Origin of the sequence: Flavobacterium sp. DSR3-2, from assembly GCF_049896525.1 — a bacterium.
Lineage (GTDB): Bacteria > Bacteroidota > Bacteroidia > Flavobacteriales > Flavobacteriaceae > Flavobacterium.
The window spans coordinates 356,417-374,552 of the sequence record NZ_JAFCUM010000002.1 but is presented as its reverse complement, the minus strand read 5'-3'; the positions used below and the strand labels follow the sequence as shown (position 1 = coordinate 374,552).

Annotated in this window: 16 protein-coding genes; 12 read left to right on the top strand and 4 right to left on the bottom strand. The window is 35.0% G+C overall.

The window, feature by feature from the left end; translation table 11 throughout:
* Positions 1 to 30: 30 nt before the first annotated feature.
* From ACP7AV_RS05200 to ACP7AV_RS05190, 3 genes are all read left to right on the top strand, one after another.
* Entirely contained in the window at positions 31 to 432 is a 402-nt protein-coding gene (locus ACP7AV_RS05200) for a group III truncated hemoglobin (RefSeq protein WP_426091031.1), read from the top strand.
* Positions 433 to 494: 62 nt separating this feature from the next.
* A complete protein-coding gene (locus tag ACP7AV_RS05195; RefSeq protein WP_426091030.1) occupies positions 495 to 1,628 on the top strand; it encodes an esterase-like activity of phytase family protein in 1,134 nt (377 codons plus the stop codon).
* A 913-nt stretch (positions 1,629 to 2,541) separates the two neighbouring features.
* Positions 2,542 to 4,299, top strand: a complete 1,758-nt coding sequence (locus ACP7AV_RS05190) for an aromatic amino acid hydroxylase (RefSeq protein WP_426091029.1) — start codon at positions 2,542 to 2,544, stop codon at positions 4,297 to 4,299.
* A gap of 104 nt (positions 4,300 to 4,403) precedes the next feature.
* On the opposite strand, the gene ACP7AV_RS05185 is transcribed toward ACP7AV_RS05190, so the two are convergent.
* From ACP7AV_RS05185 to alaS, 4 genes are all read right to left on the bottom strand, one after another.
* Positions 4,404 to 5,024, bottom strand: a complete 621-nt coding sequence (locus tag ACP7AV_RS05185) for a DUF4230 domain-containing protein (RefSeq protein WP_426091028.1) — start codon at positions 5,022 to 5,024, stop codon at positions 4,404 to 4,406.
* Between the two features lie 2 nt (positions 5,025 to 5,026).
* Positions 5,027 to 5,983: a GSCFA domain-containing protein gene (locus ACP7AV_RS05180; RefSeq protein WP_426091027.1), complete on the bottom strand. Its 957-nt coding sequence runs from the start codon at positions 5,981 to 5,983 to the stop codon at positions 5,027 to 5,029.
* A gap of 130 nt (positions 5,984 to 6,113) precedes the next feature.
* The gene (locus tag ACP7AV_RS05175) at positions 6,114 to 6,893 is read right to left on the bottom strand and encodes a hypothetical protein (protein ID WP_426091026.1); all 780 of its coding nucleotides are present in this window, start codon (positions 6,891 to 6,893) and stop codon (positions 6,114 to 6,116) included.
* Between the two features lie 235 nt (positions 6,894 to 7,128).
* Positions 7,129 to 9,804, bottom strand: a complete 2,676-nt coding sequence (alaS, locus tag ACP7AV_RS05170) for an alanine--tRNA ligase (RefSeq protein WP_426091025.1) — start codon at positions 9,802 to 9,804, stop codon at positions 7,129 to 7,131.
* Positions 9,805 to 10,144: 340 nt separating this feature from the next.
* Here alaS and ACP7AV_RS05165 point away from each other — a divergent pair, with 340 nt between their 5' ends.
* The 9 genes from ACP7AV_RS05165 (at position 10,145) to ACP7AV_RS05125 (ending at position 18,111) form a co-directional block, all read left to right on the top strand.
* A complete protein-coding gene (locus tag ACP7AV_RS05165; protein WP_426064122.1) occupies positions 10,145 to 11,122 on the top strand; it encodes a M23 family metallopeptidase in 978 nt (325 codons plus the stop codon).
* Between the two features lie 99 nt (positions 11,123 to 11,221).
* Positions 11,222 to 11,554, top strand: a complete 333-nt coding sequence (locus tag ACP7AV_RS05160; protein WP_091202441.1) for a MerR family transcriptional regulator — start codon at positions 11,222 to 11,224, stop codon at positions 11,552 to 11,554.
* A 71-nt stretch (positions 11,555 to 11,625) separates the two neighbouring features.
* Positions 11,626 to 12,213 carry a LemA family protein gene (locus ACP7AV_RS05155; protein ID WP_426064123.1) on the top strand — a complete coding sequence of 196 codons (588 nt, stop codon included), beginning with the start codon at positions 11,626 to 11,628 and terminating at the stop codon, positions 12,211 to 12,213.
* An 11-nt stretch (positions 12,214 to 12,224) separates the two neighbouring features.
* On the top strand, positions 12,225 to 12,662 hold the full coding sequence (locus ACP7AV_RS05150; RefSeq protein WP_426091024.1) for a TPM domain-containing protein: 438 nt from the start codon (positions 12,225 to 12,227) through the stop codon (positions 12,660 to 12,662).
* Entirely contained in the window at positions 12,662 to 13,474 is an 813-nt protein-coding gene (locus ACP7AV_RS05145; protein WP_426091023.1) for a TPM domain-containing protein, read from the top strand. Before ACP7AV_RS05150 ends, ACP7AV_RS05145 begins: the two co-directional genes overlap by 1 nt.
* 132 nt (positions 13,475 to 13,606) lie before the next feature.
* Positions 13,607 to 14,017, top strand: a complete 411-nt coding sequence (locus tag ACP7AV_RS05140; protein WP_426064126.1) for an RrF2 family transcriptional regulator — start codon at positions 13,607 to 13,609, stop codon at positions 14,015 to 14,017.
* 247 nt (positions 14,018 to 14,264) lie between these two features.
* Positions 14,265 to 16,808: a TonB-dependent receptor gene (locus tag ACP7AV_RS05135; protein WP_426091022.1), complete on the top strand. Its 2,544-nt coding sequence runs from the start codon at positions 14,265 to 14,267 to the stop codon at positions 16,806 to 16,808.
* Between the two features lie 186 nt (positions 16,809 to 16,994).
* Positions 16,995 to 17,735, top strand: a complete 741-nt coding sequence (locus ACP7AV_RS05130; protein ID WP_426091021.1) for a DUF2490 domain-containing protein — start codon at positions 16,995 to 16,997, stop codon at positions 17,733 to 17,735.
* A 133-nt stretch (positions 17,736 to 17,868) separates the two neighbouring features.
* Positions 17,869 to 18,111, top strand: a complete 243-nt coding sequence (locus tag ACP7AV_RS05125; protein ID WP_426091020.1) for a hypothetical protein — start codon at positions 17,869 to 17,871, stop codon at positions 18,109 to 18,111.
* The last annotated feature ends 25 nt before the right edge of the window (positions 18,112 to 18,136 follow it).

Genomic DNA, 18,136 nt, shown 5'->3' with positions numbered 1-18,136 from the left:
CCTTTGCGTAGGCTTTTTTTATACCCGATCATGACATTACAAACCGACATTACTTCGCTCGAAGATATTAAATTACTGGTTGACACTTTTTATTCCAAAGTTCAAAAAGACGAATTTATTGGACCTATATTCAACGAAAAAATCGGTAACCGCTGGCCAGAACATTTAGAAAAAATGTATCGTTTTTGGCAAACTATTTTACTCGAAGTTCATTCTTATTCCGGAAGCCCATTTCCGCCACACAAACAATTGCCAGTTGCTAAAGAACATTTTGATCGTTGGATGGAAATTTTCACGGAAACCACTGACAGCTTATTTTCTGGTCCATTAGCTGAAGAAGCTAAACTTCGCGCAAAAAATATGGCTGAAATGTTTAATTACAAAATTGACTACTTCCGCAATCTTGAGAAAAATCAAACGAATAATTCATAGTTATACCGTGGCTTTTTAAGCCAAAATATCTTTCTTTTTTGCAAACAGCAACACATTCTTTTATGCGCAATTTATTATTACTTGTCGTTTTACCTACTCTTCTTTTTTCTTGTTCCAATTTAAAGCAAACGGCTGAAAACAAACCAACTCCGCGTTTAAAATTAATAAGCTCCGTTGAAATTCCTTTTGATGAAACGTTTCAGAATACAAAAGTGGGCGGTTTATCCGGAATCGATTATGATGCGAAAAATGATTTGTATTATCTGATCAGTGATGATCGATCGGTGTTCAGCGATTCAAGATTTTATACTGTAAAAATTCGTTTGCTAGAAAATAAGGTAGAAGGTATCGATTTCCAAAGTGTCAGCACTTTAAAAAATGAGACCGGAAAAGTTTTTGGCAATTGGAACACCACGCCAAATACTTCAGCAGATCCGGAAGACATCCGATTCAATCCAAAAACGAACACTTTGGTTTGGAGTAGCGAAGGCGCTCGAGTTATAACTGCAGATAAAGAAGTTTTACAAAATCCGTCCCTAAATTTTATGGATTTAAAAGGTGATTATATTGGAAATATAACCTTACCAGAAAATTTGGCAATGCAAAAACTTGAAAAAGGCCCGAGAAATAATGGCACTTTAGAAGGGATAACTTTTGACAAAAAGTATAAAAATATCTATACCAACATTGAAGAACCTTTATTTGAAGATGGCAACCAAGCCAATACCAGCAAAGGCGGTTTGATTCGATTGTATCAATTTAATACCAAAACAAAAAAGAATACCGCGCAATATGGTTACCAACTAGAACCTATTGCTCGTGAACCTAATCCGAAAGGAGCTTTTGCCGTGAATGGCGTTTCGGCAATTCAGTATTACGGCAAAAATCAGTTATTGGTTGTGGAACGTTCTTATTCTACCGGTACACAAGCCTGCACGGTAAAAGTATTTTTGTGTGACTTAAAAAAGGCAACTAACGTTAAAAATTTCAATTCTCTACAAAACCAAAAATTGGAATTAGCTTCTAAAAAACTGATGCTAAACATGGATGATTTGGGAATTTTTATTGATAATATCGAAGGACTTACTTTTGGTCCAAAATTGTCAAATGGTACTCCATCCATTATTTTCGTTTCGGATAATAATTTTTCAGACAAACAAAAAACGCAGGTGTTGGTGTTTGAGTTGATGAAGTAATTGATTGCTCGGATAAGCACAACCGTTCGCGCAGAATTGCATTCCAGCCAACAAAAATAAGAATAAAAACCGTTTAAAATAAAAAACGCAATGAAACATAGTTGGAGAATATTTGAACTTATTCTATCAGGAATTCAGATTTACTGTGGGTTTTTTATATTGTTTTTTGTTTACATAACTTGTAATCACTATTATACTTTTTTATGGAAAAACCCACTAGTGGACCATCAAAGCATTGTTCAGATGGCTCTTAGAAAAAATGTACTTTAGTAATTGTATCACTTATTGCCATTTCATCAGCAATACTTTTAATCAAAAACCTATCGAAAGGATGGGTTATGAGCGTTACAAATTGGTTTATGTTTACAATTATATTGATAATTAATTCTTATAGATTAAACCAAAGCAATCCTAATGATTTAGATTTGATTTCTATATTTATTTTAGGGATAATTACAGTTATTTTTATAGCTATCATATTAGCATTAATTAATATAGAATTCAGACAGAAATACAACCCTACCATAAAAAATTGGATTTTTATAGCAATTTCGATTGTTGTACTGACAGCTCTAAAATTTTTGTAAGCCTAAACGATAGTGTGACAAACTGAGTGGAATTTCTTCATGTAATGTGTTAATGTGATTGATTCGTTGCTCACAATGACAGGATGCCACTGAAATTATCTTAAATCAAACCTAATCTCATATTACACCTTAACTCCCCTAGCCCCGAGTGAAATGGAAAGCTTTTTGCGAAAGCCGTTTTGGTTTTTCTTGTTGCTGCAGAGCGACCAAAGGAAGCTCCTGCGGGAACACTAGAAAAACAAACGGGTTTGCAAAAACTTGCAATGAAAAGCGGGAAATAGCTCCTGAAATTTGTACTTTTGCAGTAGAACTACAATGTTTTCGATATGAACTCAACCATAGAAAGCAATCCGTTATTAGACAGATTGCCAAAGCACTTAAAACAATTCATTAAACCTCAGGATTACAGCGATTATACGCCTATAAATCAAGCGGTTTGGCGTTATGTGATGCGCAAAAATGTAGCTTATTTATCAAAAGTGGCGCATAGCTCCTACCTGGAAGGATTGAAAAAAACGGGAATCGAGATTGACAACATTCCGAGTATGTATGGCATGAACCGTATTTTGACTGAAATAGGTTGGGCAGCGGTTGCGGTGGACGGATTTATTCCACCAAATGCTTTTATGGAATTTCAGGCGTATAATGTGCTTGTAATTGCTTCTGACATTCGTCAACTAGAACATATAGAATACACGCCTGCTCCGGATATTATTCACGAAGGCGCTGGTCATGCGCCCATTATTGCCAATCCGGAATATGCTGAATACCTGCGTCGTTTTGGAGAAATAGGCTGCAAAGCGATTTCTTCTCACAAAGATTACCAAATGTATGAAGCCATCCGACTGCTTTCTATCTTGAAAGAGGCCGAAGACACCCCGCAAGCCGATATTGATTCTGCCGAAAAAGCGGTAGAAGATTTGCAGAATAACATGGGTGAATTATCGGAAATGGCGCAAATAAGAAATCTGCATTGGTGGACCGTGGAATATGGTTTGATTGGAACTATCGACAATCCAAAAATTTATGGGGCTGGACTACTTTCTTCCATTGGAGAAAGTGCGTGGTGCATGACGGATAATGTGAAGAAAATTCCTTACGACCTGTCTGCAGCGAACCAGAGTTTTGACATAACAAAACTGCAACCACAACTTTACGTCACTCCAGATTTTGCTTATTTAAGCTTGGTTTTGGAAGAGTTTGCCAATAAAATGGCGTTGCGCACCGGAGGATTATCGGGAATCAATAAGCTGATCCATTCCAATGCTTTAGGAACAATTGAATTGAGTACTGGAATTCAGATTTCGGGAGTTTTTACCAATGTTATTGAAGAAGAAGGAAAACCTGTTTATATACAAACTACAGGAAAAACAGCGTTGTCATACCGTGAAAAAGAGTTAGTAGGTCATGGAACGGCTAAACACGCCAAAGGTTTTGGAAGTCCAATTGGGAAACTAAAAGGAATAAATCTCGCGATTGAAGACATGAGTCCAAGAGATTTAAGCGCTTATTCTATCACTGAAAGTAAAACCGTAACACTTGAATTTGAAGGAGATATTACCGTAAAAGGAGAAATTATCACAGGATCAAGAAATCTGCACGGTGAAATAATTTTAATCAGTTTAAAAAATTGTACCGTGACCCACGGAGAAACTACTTTGTTTCAGCCGGAATGGGGAATTTACGATATGGCTGTTGGTAAAAAAGTGATTTCTGCTTTTTCAGGTCCTGCTGATGTAATAAGTTTTGATATGATTTCGCATGTTCCAAGCAGTAAAACCATTAAAGCAAAACATACCGCAGAGCGTGATGATTTGGAGGTTTTATACCAAACAATTCGAAATATTAGAGAAACCAAGGATAAGGAAACCTCTTTGGCACCAGTTTTTGAAAAATTACGAGATAATCATCCAAACGATTGGTTATTAACTATTGAAATCATGGAACTATTAAAAGATAGAAATGAACCGCAATTATTACAGGAAGGATTAGTTTATCTCGATCAATTGAAAGTAAAGAGGTCCGAAGTAGCCCACTTAATTGCAGGTGGTCTGGATTTGATTTTTGATAAAGAGAAAGCTTAGTTTTCCAATTTAGGTTTGTCAAATCGAGCGCAGTCGAGATTTTTTAATAGGCTTAAACAGCTATAAAAATGGTTTCGAGTGCGCTCAACCTGACGAAAAAACTATTACAATTTTATTTTTTGTCCAAAATCTTTCTCGCTTTCGATAACTTTTCCTTCGTATTGTAATTTCCAGCCCATTGTATTGGTCAGAATTAATATTTTCGACAATTCACTTATCAATCGATTTTGAGCATTTGACTTCAAGGTCGATTTTTCGATTTTCTTAGCCAGATTCGCTTTAACCGATTTATTGATTTTATTGTAATCATCGCCCGTAAATGGATTTAATTTACTTTGTTCGACGTTGTAAAACTGAATATCAGGGCTGATTTTTATTTCTTCTTTTGGAATGCTAATAATAGTGATTGTTTTATTTTTTTCATCAATATCGTATTTCATTTTGTATAAATCATACGCAACGGTTACATCAGCATTAACAATCACTAATGCTTTTTTCTCGAAAGAAAGCATATCCAACAAATATTTCTGTTGATTCTTATAGGTAATCACTTCCGAGAAATGACCCTCGGTAACTACCAATTTACCAACGTTTAGAATTTGTTGTTGAATGAGATTAGTATTGTAACTGATGTCTTCATCATCGTTTTTCTTAAAATCGCAGTATTTGAATAATAAAAATATTCCACCGATAACTGCTATTGCAATAAGTATTCTTCTTAACATAATTAAAATTTCATAAATAAATATTCTGACTCCAATTTAGTGATTTTTTCTCTGACTTTAGACTCAAATTTCAAATGACTTTCAGAATTCGGATTAAAAGGCTTGTGCGAAAGACTTTTTTGAATACCTTCCACTTCATCCATCACATTATAAGCAGTTTCAGAAATCGTAGTTTCCTTAAAGCGTTTCCAAATATAATCGATCGCCACTTGATTGGGATGCAACATATCTTCGGCATAAAAACGGTAGTCCCGAAGTTCATCCATCATGATTTCGTAAGAAGGAAAGTAATCAGTATTAATTTTGTAGTGTTCAGTAATTAAAACACTGTGAATAGCGGAAACCAAGTTAGCTTTGCTCCACTGATTTTCTACAAATCCATCTTTGATGTGACGTACCGGCGAAACCGTGAAAATAATGGTGCAATCTGGATTTACAACATGAATTAACTTTACTGTATTTGCAATACTTTCCTCTATTTCTTCAACAGAAAGTAATTCTTTCTTGAACTGCTTTTGTGGCACTTTATGGCAATTCGCAACAATAAAATCGCTTTCTATGTTTCGATATATCCACGATGTTCCATACGTGATGATAATATGTGTCGATTCGGCTATGCGTTGATTTGTTGATTTGATCAGTGCATTTAAGGACGTTAATAAATCCTCTTTATTTGAATTACTCAAATCCGAATGCGCATCAAAACAATGCCAGCGCTCATTGTAAAAGAAAATGTCGTTCTCTGTAAACTGCTTTCCGGAAACAGCAAAATCAATGAGCTTATCAATCGCGAAGGGATGAAACAGAATTCCAAATGGATTAGAGCTATTTTGAAACTTAAAGTAGTCGAATTTCTCTGCCATATTTACCGCAAAACAAGATCCTAAAGACATAATTTTAGAATTATAATCTATAGGACAATTACTTTTAGAAATGGAAATTAAGGTTCTGAATTGCATTACTTTCTATTTGCTACAAATTTCAGGAATTTTAGCGAATTAAATGATATTTAGTTCTTTTTTCATTGGCATAAAAAACCCCTTTAAAGTTTTAAACGTTGAAAGGGTTGACATAAAATAACTGTTTCCATTAGTAGAAATATTGTGTTTTTAAATAACCAGTATTCCCATTAGCAAAAATTGCAGTTTCTGAAACCCGTTCTTTTGGATAATTTTCCAAATCGTAAGTATAGAAGCTTTTATACATAATAGCTGATGACGATATTTGGTCATCTTTTGAAACAGTTGTAATCACTGTGCTAATTACAGTATTATTTAGCGAAATTTTTTCGTTTTGATTTAATAATTCTCTGAACCCCGTAACATTAATCATGGGATTTTTCTCAACATCATAATCATAGCTTACGCTGTGATTCGAGATAACTCCGGCGTTAGCATTGTCTAATATTCGATCGTCTTTGATCAAATTTTCATTTTCAAAATACAATATTCCGTGAAATTCTTTTACCTGCTGATTCGTTGAAATAATCGTAAATCTTTCATAAGATACCGTTTTATCGGAATTACGAATGTACTTGATTCTGTAATTACCTAAAGATTGAACTAGGGACAACTTACCTTTTAGATAACTGTATTCAATAGTTTCCAGAAGCTGATTTTTTTTATTTAGCGTTTGCATTTTTATAATCAAACCATCGGTATAAGTAAAATCAGTACGTTTCTCAGCCCCTTCAATACTCACGATTTCATTGCCATTGTAACTGAATAAAGTTGTTTCTGAAGTCCCTTCTTCTGAAGTTTCAACAACTTTCTTCAATAATTCTACATTATCTTCCAAATCATTGGAACACGAAAATTGTGTCAATACAAAAACCAATAAGACCCAAAGTAGAACTATTTTATTTTTCATAATAAACTTATCGCTTCTACCATTTAATTTTTGGCACAAAAGATTTCAAGTTTACACAAATATAATTTCCGCTACAATGTTCATCGTTATAATCCCTACATTTCGGTTAAACTACTACTTTTAAAAACTAATTTTAATGCCGCATAAGGATACTAAAACAAGGAATTGTAGTTAAAAAAATACCCTTTTAGAAAATAATTCTAAAAGGGTATTTATAATTAAAAATAAATTTGTTCTATTTTACAAACTCAATCGCTTTCTCCAAAGCTTGCTGAATTCCAGCTACATTCTTCCCTCCTGCTGTCGCAAAGAACGGCTGACCTCCTCCTCCTCCTTGGATAAATTTACCCAATTCACGAACCACTTGTCCTGCATTTAGGTTTTTCTCCGCAACTAATTCTTTAGAAATATAACAAGTTAACATTGGTTTTTCCTCGTCGGCTGTAGCCAAAACAAGAAACAGGTTATTCCCTAAATTCCCTAGTTCATACGCTAAATCTTTGGCTCCTTCTGGATTCAAATCGACTTGCTTTGCCAAGAATTGAACACCGTTTATTTCCTGAATTTCAGCAATCAAACTCGCTTTCAAATTTTCAACTTTATCTTTTACCAAAGACTCAATTTGCTTAGCCAATTTGGCATTTTCTTCTTGCATCGAATGAACGGCTTTCAAAATATCCTGAGGATTTTTCAAGGCTGCTTTTACTTCTTTCAATGTATTTTCATGCGATGCAAAATGGGCTTTTACCGCATCACTTGTAATCGCTTCGATACGACGAATTCCCGCCGCAACTGCTCCTTCAGAAACGATTTTGAAATGCCAGATTTCAGCCGTGTTTTTTACGTGAATTCCACCGCATAATTCCATGCTTTCGCCAAATTTAATCGCACGAACCTCATCACCATATTTCTCTCCAAAGAGTGCCATCGCTCCTTCTTGAACTGCTTGCGCAAAAGGAATGTTTCTTCTTTCGATAAGTGGTAACTGCTCTTGAATTCTAGCGTTTACAAAATCTTCCACTTGTTGCAATTCGGTTTCTGTCATTTTAGCAAAATGAGAAAAGTCAAAACGCAAGTAATTTGGATTTACTAAAGAACCTTTTTGTTCTACATGCGTTCCAAGAATACTTCTCAACGCCTGGTGCACTAAATGTGTGGCAGAGTGATTTCTGGAAGACAAACTTCTTAAATCCTGATTTACTATGGCAACAAAACCAGCGTTTACATTGGCCGGTAATTGTTTTGTAAAATGCAAAATCAGGTTATTTTCTTTTTTAGTGTCGATGATTTCGATCGTATCATTTGCTGACCCGAGCAATTGCGAACTGGCGTAGCAAACCAAAGTTCCTTTATCACCCACTTGCCCTCCACCTTCTGGATAGAATGGTGTGTTATCTAAAACGATTTGGTATAAAACCCCATCTTTTTTACTGTCCACTTTACGAATACGAGTGATTTTTACATCACTTTCAGATTGATCGTACCCAACAAATGTTTCTACATTCCCAGGTATTAAAACCGACCAATCTTCGGTTGAAACTTCTGATGCTGCGCGAGAACGTGTTTTTTGTTCTTGCATCGAAGCGTTAAAACCAACTTCGTCCAGTTCAAATCCTTTTTCTCTCAGAATTAATGCAGTCAAGTCAATAGGAAATCCAAAAGTATCATACAATTCAAATGCTTTTGTTCCAGAAACTATTGCACCTTTTGTTTCGGCAACTACATTTTCAAGTAATTGCAATCCTTGATCTAATGTTCTTAAGAACGATGCTTCTTCTTCGCGAATTACATTCGTAACCAATTGTTGTTGCGATTTGATTTCCGGGAAAAATTCACCCATTTGATTGGCCAAAACGGCTACCAATTGATTGATAAAAGGTTCTTTTGTATTCAAGAACGTAAATCCGTAACGAATTGCACGACGCAAAATTCTACGAATTACATAACCTGCGCCTGTATTGGATGGCAATTGCCCGTCGGCAATAGCAAAAGCTACGGCACGAACGTGATCGACCACTACACGAATAGCGATATTGGTTTTATTTTGCTCTTCGCTTTCTTCGACTTCGCTTAGAGTGACATCATTTGGTGTGTATTTTAATCCTGTAATTTGTTCCACTTTTTCAATAAGTGGTGTAAAGACATCAGTGTCATAATTAGATGTTTTTCCTTGTAATGCCATACACAAACGCTCAAATCCCATTCCGGTATCCACGTGTTTTGCAGGTAACTTTTCCAGAGTACCATTTGCTTTACGGTTAAATTCCATAAACACATTGTTCCAGATTTCCACTACTTGCGGATGGTCATTGTTCACCAAACTTTTTCCTGACACTAACGCTTTCTCTTCAGCAGAACGAATGTCAACATGAATTTCTGAACACGGTCCGCAAGGTCCTTGATCGCCCATTTCCCAGAAATTGTCTTTTTTGTTTCCAAGAATAATTCGGTCTTCGTCAATTAGTCCCTTCCAAATATCCCAAGCTTCCTGATCAAATGGTACATTTTCTTCTTTATTTCCTTCAAAAACGGAAACATATAAATTTTCTTTGGGGATTTTATAAACTTCTGTCAAAAGTTCCCAAGCCCAGTTGATGGCTTCTTTTTTGAAATAATCACCAAAAGACCAGTTGCCTAACATTTCGAACATGGTGTGGTGATAGGTATCAAAACCTACATCTTCTAAATCATTATGTTTTCCTGAAACACGAAGGCATTTTTGCGTATCGGCAATTCTGGTGCTTTTTGGAGTTCCGTTGCCCAAAAAATATTCTTTGAACTGCGCCATTCCTGAATTGTTGAACATCAAGGTTGGATCATCCTTTAGAACTATAGGTGCTGATGGAACGATTAAGTGCCCTTTTGATGCGAAAAAATCCAGAAATTGTTTACGTACGTCTTGTGATTTCATTTTTTTAATTTAAATATTTAAAGATTCAAAAATTTAAAGATTATTTAAAATTGAAATTTTCAATCTTAAAATCATTAAATCTTTTAATTTCTTTTGCCCCAGATAGCAGTGAAAAGCTTCGAGATTTATACCTCTATTTTTTCTTGAGGTAGCAGAGCGACCGTAGGAAGCTCCTGCTGGCTCATTAGAAAAAAAGAGGTATAAACGAGAACTTGCAACGAATAGCTGGAACAGGCACATTATTTTATTTATTCCTAAAAAAAAGGTGTAACAAATGAAACATTTCTTAAATTTGTTCGTCTAACCTTTTACAGTGTGCAAAAATAGGGTATTTTAAAATATGTCGAAAGTAAAATATTATTACGATTCCGAAAATCTAGCTTACAGAAAAATAAAGACACAAAAAAGAAGAAAATTTGGTGTTATTATCCTGTTTTTATTGGCATCGGCGTTATTTGGTTTTTTGAGTTTTGTAATTTTATTGAATACTCCTTATTTTGAAACGCCAAAAGATCGTTTGCAGGCGCGTGAAATTGAAAATTTGAGATTGAATTATGCCATTTTAAATAAAAAAATGGATCAGCTAAATGACGTTGTTGATAATATTGAAGATCGGGATAATAATTTGTATCGTGTGTATTTCAACAAATCCGCTATTCCGGATTCTGTTCGGAAAGCGGGATTCTCAGGAAAAAACAGGTATCAATTATTAGAGGGTTACGACAATTCACAGTTGGTTATCAATACCACGAAAAGGATCGATGTCCTGAGCAAAGAATTGTCGATTCAGTCCAAATCACTGGATGCGATTTTAAAATTGGCAGAAGCCAAAAGTGATTTTTTGTCAGCTATTCCTGCCATTCAGCCAGTACGAAATGAAAATTTAAAACAAATGGCCTCTGGTTTTGGATACCGAACGGATCCTTTTACAAAAGCACGAAAAATGCATGAAGGCATGGATTTTACAGCTAAAACTGGATCTCCCATTTATGCCACGGGCGACGGAGTTGTAGCAAAAGCAGACAATACAGCCTCAGGATATGGAAATCATATTGTTATTCGGCATGGATTTGGATACGAAACTTTGTACGCACATTTGAGCAAATACAAAGCGAGAGCGGGACAACGCATAAAACGAGGCGATGTTATAGGATATGTGGGAAGCACGGGAAGATCCGAAGGGCCGCACTTGCATTATGAAGTTCATAAGGATAAAAAAGTAGTAAATCCGCTTAATTTTTATTACGGAAATATTTCGGCAGTAGAGTATGTCGTCATCGCACAATTGGCGAACCAAGAGAATCAATCATTAGACTAATGCAAAAATAGTGTTCAGTATTCGGTTGGCAGTGTTCAGTGAGAAGATAAAAAACAGTATTCAGTGACTAATTCAACTGGACAAAAAAAATAAAAAAACATGCACATTGAACTTTCTAAAGACAAAAGATATCACAGCATTGGCGAAGTAGCCAAAGCATTTGACGTGAATGCATCGCTGATTCGTTTTTGGGACAATGAATTTGATATTTTGAAACCAAAAAAGAATGCTAAAGGCAATCGAATGTTTACTCCGGAAGACATCACTAATTTACAATTGATTTATCATTTAGTGAAAGAAAGAGGTTTTACGCTGGAAGGTGCCAAAACCCATTTGAAAGAAGGACAAAAGAAGACATTGGATAAGTTTGAAATTATTCGGAAACTAGAAACCATTCGCACACAATTAACAAATATTAAAAACGAACTTTAGAAATATCAATTGTTTTTCTAAAAAACAAATTAAAAATAAAAACTAAATATTAAACATTAAATTAAATAAACATGAGAAGATTTTTGCCTTGGATTATCGGAGCAGTTGTAATTTTTGTAATTTATAGCTGGGTGAAAGGAATTAACAATACTGCGGTAACGTTAAACCAAAATGTTGAACAATCTTGGGGTGATGTCCAAACTGCGTATCAAAGAAGAAATGACCTTATTGGAAACTTGGTAAATACTGTAAAAGGTGCTGCCGATTTTGAAAAAAGCACATTGACGGCAGTTATCGAAGCACGTTCTAAAGCAACATCAGTAAATGTTGATCCTGCCAATATTACTCCGGAACAATTAGCAGAATTTAACAAAGCACAAAGTGGCGTTTCATCAGCATTATCAAGATTATTAGTAACTGTTGAAGCATATCCTGAATTGAAAGCGAACCAAAACTTCTTGAAATTACAGGATGAATTGGCGAGTACAGAAAATCAAATTCTAACCGCGAGAACGCGTTTTAATGAAGCGGTAAAACCATATAATTCTCATATTAAAACATTTCCAAACAGCTTATTTGCGGGATTGTTTGGATTTAAAGAGAAAGCATACTTTACTGCAGTTGAAGGTGCAGATAAACCCGTTGAAGTAAAATTCTAATCTAAAAAGCAATGTCAAAAGTAGAGGATTTTTTAACCAAAGAAGATGAACAAAAAATTGTTGAAGCTATTCGTATGGCTGAAAAAAATACTTCTGGCGAGATTAGAGTTCATATAGAAAAAACAACTTCCATGGATGCGTATGATCGTGCCATGGAAGTTTTTCATGAACTAAAAATGGATGAAACCGAACTTCAAAATGGTGTTTTGATTTACTTAGCTATTGAAGACAGACATTTTGTAATTTGTGGTGACAAAGGTATTAATGATGTTGTTCAAGATGATTTTTGGAACTGTACCCGAGATATTATGGTAGCAGAGTTCAAAAAAGGAGATTTCAAACAAGGTCTTATTGACGGAATTACCAGAGCCGGAGAGCAATTGCAGAAATATTTCCCTTTTCTGGAAGGCGACACAAATGAATTATCAAACGAAATATCTAGAGGATAATGTTATTACAAAAAAAGAATACTATAATTTTCCTAAAGCTGTTTCTTTGTTTGTTATTCACACAAATTGGCTTTGCGCAACTTACCATTCCTGAAAAACCAACTTTACAGACTTCTATTTATGATTATGCGAATGTTTTAAGCGCAAAAGAAAAAGCGCAACTGGAAGAAAAACTGATAAAATATTCTGATTCTACCACCACTCAAATTGTGATTGTTACTATAGAAACGCTCAAAGGCGAAGATATTGGTATTCTTACACCAAAATGGGGACAAACTTGGGGTATTGGAGGAACGGCAAAAAATGACAACGGCGTTCTAATTTTATTGGCTAAAGCCGAAAGAAAAATATGGATCTCCGCAGGATATGGTCTTGAAGATCGTTTGACTGCAGGTATCGGTGGAGAAATTACCCGAAATATTATTATCCCTGAATTTAAATCCGGAAGTTATTACAATGGGCTTGATAAAGGAACCGATGCATTGATCGATGTTTTTAAAGGAAAGTATAAAGGAGAGCGTGTAAAGACGACAAAAGATAAAGGATTTCCGATTTTACCAATTATTATTATTGTCATCATTGTACTAGTGCTGATTGCTCGAAACAAAGGTGGTGGTGGAAATTCCGGCAATAGAGGTGGCGGAATAGGACCTAGTTTATTGGATGTCATTATTCTGAGTAGTCTAGGTAGAAATAGTGGTGGAGGTGGTTTTGGCGGAGGTTCATCGGGTGGTGGGTTTGGCGGTGGAGGTTTCGGAGGTGGATTTGGAGGCGGAGGTTTCTCTGGTGGTGGATCTGGTGGAGACTGGTAGTTTCCAGTTCCTTTTTGATAAAACAAATAATAAAAATCAAAAAATTAAAGGATTTTTTAGATTGCAAATAATTTTTATTTTTAAATATTTGTACTATTTAAAATCCATTAAAAATTAAATCAATTATATAAAATGCTTTCACACAAAGCCAAATACGCGCTAAAAGCACTTTTATATTTAGCGCAACAGGAAGAAACCCATGTTTCTAAAACTTTCGAAATTGCTGAGTCAGCCTCAATCCCTAAAAAGTTTTTGGAACAAATTCTGTTGGATCTTAAACGTGGTCATTTTGTTGGAAGTAAACAAGGAAAATGTGGTGGTTATTATCTTTTAAAATCTAAAAACGATATTACTTTAGCCGATATTCACAGACTTTTTGATGGTGCAATTGCTTTACTCCCTTGTGCCTCATTAAATTTTTATGAACGTTGTTCAGATTGTGTCGATGAATCTAAATGCCTGTTAAGACACGGATTAATTACTATTAGAGAAGAAACGCTAAAGGCGATGGAAGGCATTACCATAGCTTCGTTAGTAAGATAATAAAAAAAATATTTATAAACCCTACTAGTTTTATAGAATTAATTATATATTTGCATCAAATTTAATACACCGTTAACAATCCAAATTTAAGAGTATGAAAACGCATCAAAGTCAGCTTGCTTTTTTGAATAAGCAATCCCGAAAAAATCAACTAATTGTAATTGAAGAAAAGAGTTCTCAAATGATGTGTATGTGTTAGTAAAAAAAATTTAATTTAAATTCTACTAATTACATATACTTTATATAAATGAAAAATTCCGTAAAAAATATACTTACAATACTATCCTTTTTAACTTTCTCAATTTCATTTGCACAAAACATTGAAGGTGTCATTACTACAAACCAAAACATTCCATTAGAAGCTGCAAATGTTATTATAAAAGGAACTAACTCTAACACTACTTCAGATTCTTACGGGAAATTTATAATAGACACCAAAGGAAAACTCCCTGTAACTCTTTTGGTTCAATATGTAGGATACAAAACTGCAGAAGTAGAAATTATTTCTTTACCAATATCTTCATTACAAATAACGCTTGATGAAGAAAATGCTTTGGTCGAGGTTGTAGTTTCCTCAAGGCGCCGAATAGAAAAAGTACAAGATGTACCAATCGCAATATCAGTAATTACAGGAAAACAGGCAGAACAATCTGGAGCTTTTAATGTTAATCGTATAAAAGAACTTGTTCCATCCGTTCAATTATATTCGTCAAACCCCAGAAACACCGGTATTAACATCCGAAGCCTAGGTTCTCCTTTTGGACTTACTAATGATGGAATCGATCCAGGTGTCGGCTTTTATGTTGATGGCGTTTATTATGCACGTCCAGCGGCAACCACTCTAGATTTTATCGATGTAGAACAAATTGAAGTATTGCGGGGCCCGCAAGGATCATTGTTTGGTAAAAATACAACTTCGGGAGCTTTTAACATCACTACTCGTAAACCAAGCTTTACTTCAGGTGCAACATTTGAAATTAGCTACGGAAACTACGCATTTCTCCAAGCCAAAGCATCGATAACAGGTGCATTAGGTAAAAAAATTGCAGGTCGTATCTCTTTTTCTGGTACGCAACGTGATGGTCTGATTGATAACATTGCAACAGGAAAACCTACCAACACCCTCAACAATCAAGGAATTAGAGGACAATTACTTTTTACGCCTTCTGAAAGAACTAATATCATTTTAGCTACAGATTTTACGACTCAACGTCCCGACGGATATGCTCAGGTAGTTGCAGGTATCGCACCGACACAAAGAGCAGCTTACCGTCAATTTGATGCTATTATTGCTGATTTGAATTATAAACTGCCAAGTTTAAATGCGTTTGATCGTAAAATTGATCACGATACGCCATGGCGTTCAGGGCAAGATATGGGGGGTATATCTCTTAACATAGATACAAAAATTGGAAACGGAACACTTACGGCAACGACAGCTTGGCGTTTTTGGAATTGGGATCCATCAAACGATAGAGATTTTACAGGATTACAAGTATTAACAAAATCGCAAAACCCAACCGTACAGACACAAATAACACAAGAAGCACGTTACGCAGGTCATCTTACCTCTAAATTAAGTGGGGTTGTTGGTGTCTTTTTTATTGACCAAACATCACAAACAGATGGTACTGAAGAATCCGGTAATGCGCAATGGAGATTTGCCCAAAGTACCACCAGTAATTTATGGAAAACACCAAATCTATTTGAAGGTTACGGCATCAAAACGGATGCACGCATTAGAGCTTCCAGTGCGGCAGTATTTGGTCAGTTGGACTGGGCTATAACAGAACGTTTACACATATTACCCGGTTTACGTTATAATTTTGATAAAAAAGATGCGGATTACAGCCGTACAACATACGGAGGACTTCAAACGAATGAGCCAGCCTTGATTGCTTTGAAAAAATTAGTTTATACGGATCAGTCATTTTCATCTAACACAGATAATACTGACCTTTCCGGAAACGTAACCATTTCTTTTAAAGCCACTGACAAGATTAACGCATATGCGACTTATGCAAAAAGCTACAAACCCGTTGGAGTAAACGTAGCGGGATTACCTACTCTTGCTGGACAGCCAATTCTTGAACTTGCCGTAATTAAACCGGAAGAAGTAAATCATTATGAAATTGGAATAAAAACATCACCGTTTAAAAACGCAATATTCAATTTAACCTTTTTTAATACCAATATCAAAGATTTTCAAACTAATGTGCAGGCAGCTGAATTAGGTGTAAACCGTGGATATCTTGCCAATGCAGATAAAGTAAAGGTACAAGGAGTAGAATTGGATGCCAGTTTTGTAATCAGTAAACATTTTACCATTAATGGCGCAGCGACCTACACAGATAGTAAATATGTTAAATTTACAAATGCACCTCTTCCGTTGGAAGAAACAGGAGCAGCAGTATCCTTCAAAGATGTTTCCGGAACTGCTTTGCCAGGTGCTTCAAAATGGGCAGGATCTTTAGGAGGTGAATTTTCAAACAAAGCAAGATTTTTTGGGAATACGGGAAAAATATTCCTTGGAATTGATTCTTACGCACGTTCTGAATTCTCTTCAAGTCCATCTGCTTCAAAATATTTAATAGTTCAGGGTTATGCCCTATTCAATGCTCGTTTGGGTTTTCGTGCAACGGATGGTTTTTCTGTACAATTCTGGGGACGTAACCTTTTAGATAAAGATTATTACGAACAACTATTACCTGCCGGCGGAAATTCAGGACAATATGTAGGAGTATTAGGCGATCAGAGAACCTATGGAATTACACTTCGCTATTCATTGTAAACACAATAACTTCGAGAAACATTTAATTTAAAACAGCATTGTTAAAACTTAGGTTTTAAAGTGCTGTTTTTACTTTTTCTATAACATAATTAATAATTTTAACTTGTTAAAATACTTAAAAAAAGTAACAAAACCTATAGGATTTGTAGACTTTATGTAAATTTGCAAAAATTCAAATAAAACTTCGTGAAAACCATTAGAACCATTTTCTTTTTATTTGTATCAGTACTTTGTCAAGCACAAACGGGGAAAAATATAGATCATCAAAGTATCGTTTGGTCGCGCTATTACAATCAATTGCTCTTAAATAATAAATGGTCTTTGCATTCTGAATTTGACAACCGGCTTTTTATAAAACCAATACAAAGGAATTTATATGTAGTTCGCGTTCAAGGACGTTATAAAATCAATGATTATTTAGAGACCGGTGTTGGCTTTGCTTATTTCTCTGTTGACAAACAAGTCCAAGAAACAAACAATGATTTTAACATACCTGAATACCGAGGACAACAAGATATTACGTTGAAAATAAACGTGAGGCAAGTAACATTGATGCAACGGTTTCAAATAGAAGAGCGATTTATTCACAATTCCAATAAGGAAGAGTTGTTGCCAGGCAGCGCATTTTCGTGGAGATTTAGATACCGACTTCAAGGTGATTATACTTTTTGGAGAAAAGAAAAACAATTATTAAAAGCAGTAGTATCCGATGAAATAATGTTCAATTTTGGAGAAAAAATCATCAAAAATACGTTTGATCAAAATAGAATTTATGCCGCAATACATTATGGCATGAATACCAATTTAGCATTTGAACTAGGTTATTTCAATAGCTTCCAAAGACGAGTTGGAGGAGTCAACTACTTCAACAGAGACATCATTCGATTTAGTATTTACCATAAAATAAAAATCCAAAAAAAGGGTTAAATTGGATTGACAATCCGTAATCGATTGTAAGATTACAAGAAAGAAATAATCAGTATTACTTTAAATATTGATTGTCAATATATTAACGTAATATTTGCAATTCATGGCGTAACTTTAGTAAAAAGATATGACCATGAAAAATTTTGCAATTAAACTCGTTTGGTTCACTACCATTTATATTTTTGTATTTGCCGGTTTATGTCAAACTAACGTTGCTTTGCCGGTAATAATGACCCTATATTGCATTGGTATTCCACTAATACTATTAATGGTATATACCGTCCTTACTGATGATTATAAAACTACAAAAACATTCAAAGATTGGTACGGTGATCATCCTATGGAGACTTTGGAAGAAGAAAAAGAAGAAAGCTAATCATTCGAATCCATTTTAACGCAAA

Excerpts from the sequence above, each read along its gene's own strand:
- ACP7AV_RS05200 (WP_426091031.1), top strand. The coding sequence starts at position 31 with ATGACATTACAAACCGACATTACTTCGCTCGAAGATATTAAATTACTG.
- ACP7AV_RS05165 (WP_426064122.1), top strand. The coding sequence starts at position 10,145 with ATGTCGAAAGTAAAATATTATTACGATTCCGAAAATCTAGCTTACAGA.
- ACP7AV_RS05145 (WP_426091023.1), top strand. The coding sequence starts at position 12,662 with ATGTTATTACAAAAAAAGAATACTATAATTTTCCTAAAGCTGTTTCTT.
- ACP7AV_RS05125 (WP_426091020.1), top strand. The coding sequence starts at position 17,869 with ATGAAAAATTTTGCAATTAAACTCGTTTGGTTCACTACCATTTATATT.
- ACP7AV_RS05155 (WP_426064123.1), top strand. The coding sequence starts at position 11,626 with ATGAGAAGATTTTTGCCTTGGATTATCGGAGCAGTTGTAATTTTTGTA.
- ACP7AV_RS05185 (WP_426091028.1), bottom strand. The coding sequence starts at position 5,024 with ATGTTAAGAAGAATACTTATTGCAATAGCAGTTATCGGTGGAATATTT.
- ACP7AV_RS05140 (WP_426064126.1), top strand. The coding sequence starts at position 13,607 with ATGCTTTCACACAAAGCCAAATACGCGCTAAAAGCACTTTTATATTTA.
- ACP7AV_RS05190 (WP_426091029.1), top strand. The coding sequence starts at position 2,542 with ATGAACTCAACCATAGAAAGCAATCCGTTATTAGACAGATTGCCAAAG.
- ACP7AV_RS05160 (WP_091202441.1), top strand. The coding sequence starts at position 11,222 with ATGCACATTGAACTTTCTAAAGACAAAAGATATCACAGCATTGGCGAA.
- ACP7AV_RS05195 (WP_426091030.1), top strand. The coding sequence starts at position 495 with ATGCGCAATTTATTATTACTTGTCGTTTTACCTACTCTTCTTTTTTCT.
- alaS (WP_426091025.1), bottom strand. The coding sequence starts at position 9,804 with ATGAAATCACAAGACGTACGTAAACAATTTCTGGATTTTTTCGCATCA.
- ACP7AV_RS05150 (WP_426091024.1), top strand. The coding sequence starts at position 12,225 with ATGTCAAAAGTAGAGGATTTTTTAACCAAAGAAGATGAACAAAAAATT.
- ACP7AV_RS05180 (WP_426091027.1), bottom strand. The coding sequence starts at position 5,983 with ATGCAATTCAGAACCTTAATTTCCATTTCTAAAAGTAATTGTCCTATA.
- ACP7AV_RS05175 (WP_426091026.1), bottom strand. The coding sequence starts at position 6,893 with ATGAAAAATAAAATAGTTCTACTTTGGGTCTTATTGGTTTTTGTATTG.
- ACP7AV_RS05135 (WP_426091022.1), top strand. The coding sequence starts at position 14,265 with ATGAAAAATTCCGTAAAAAATATACTTACAATACTATCCTTTTTAACT.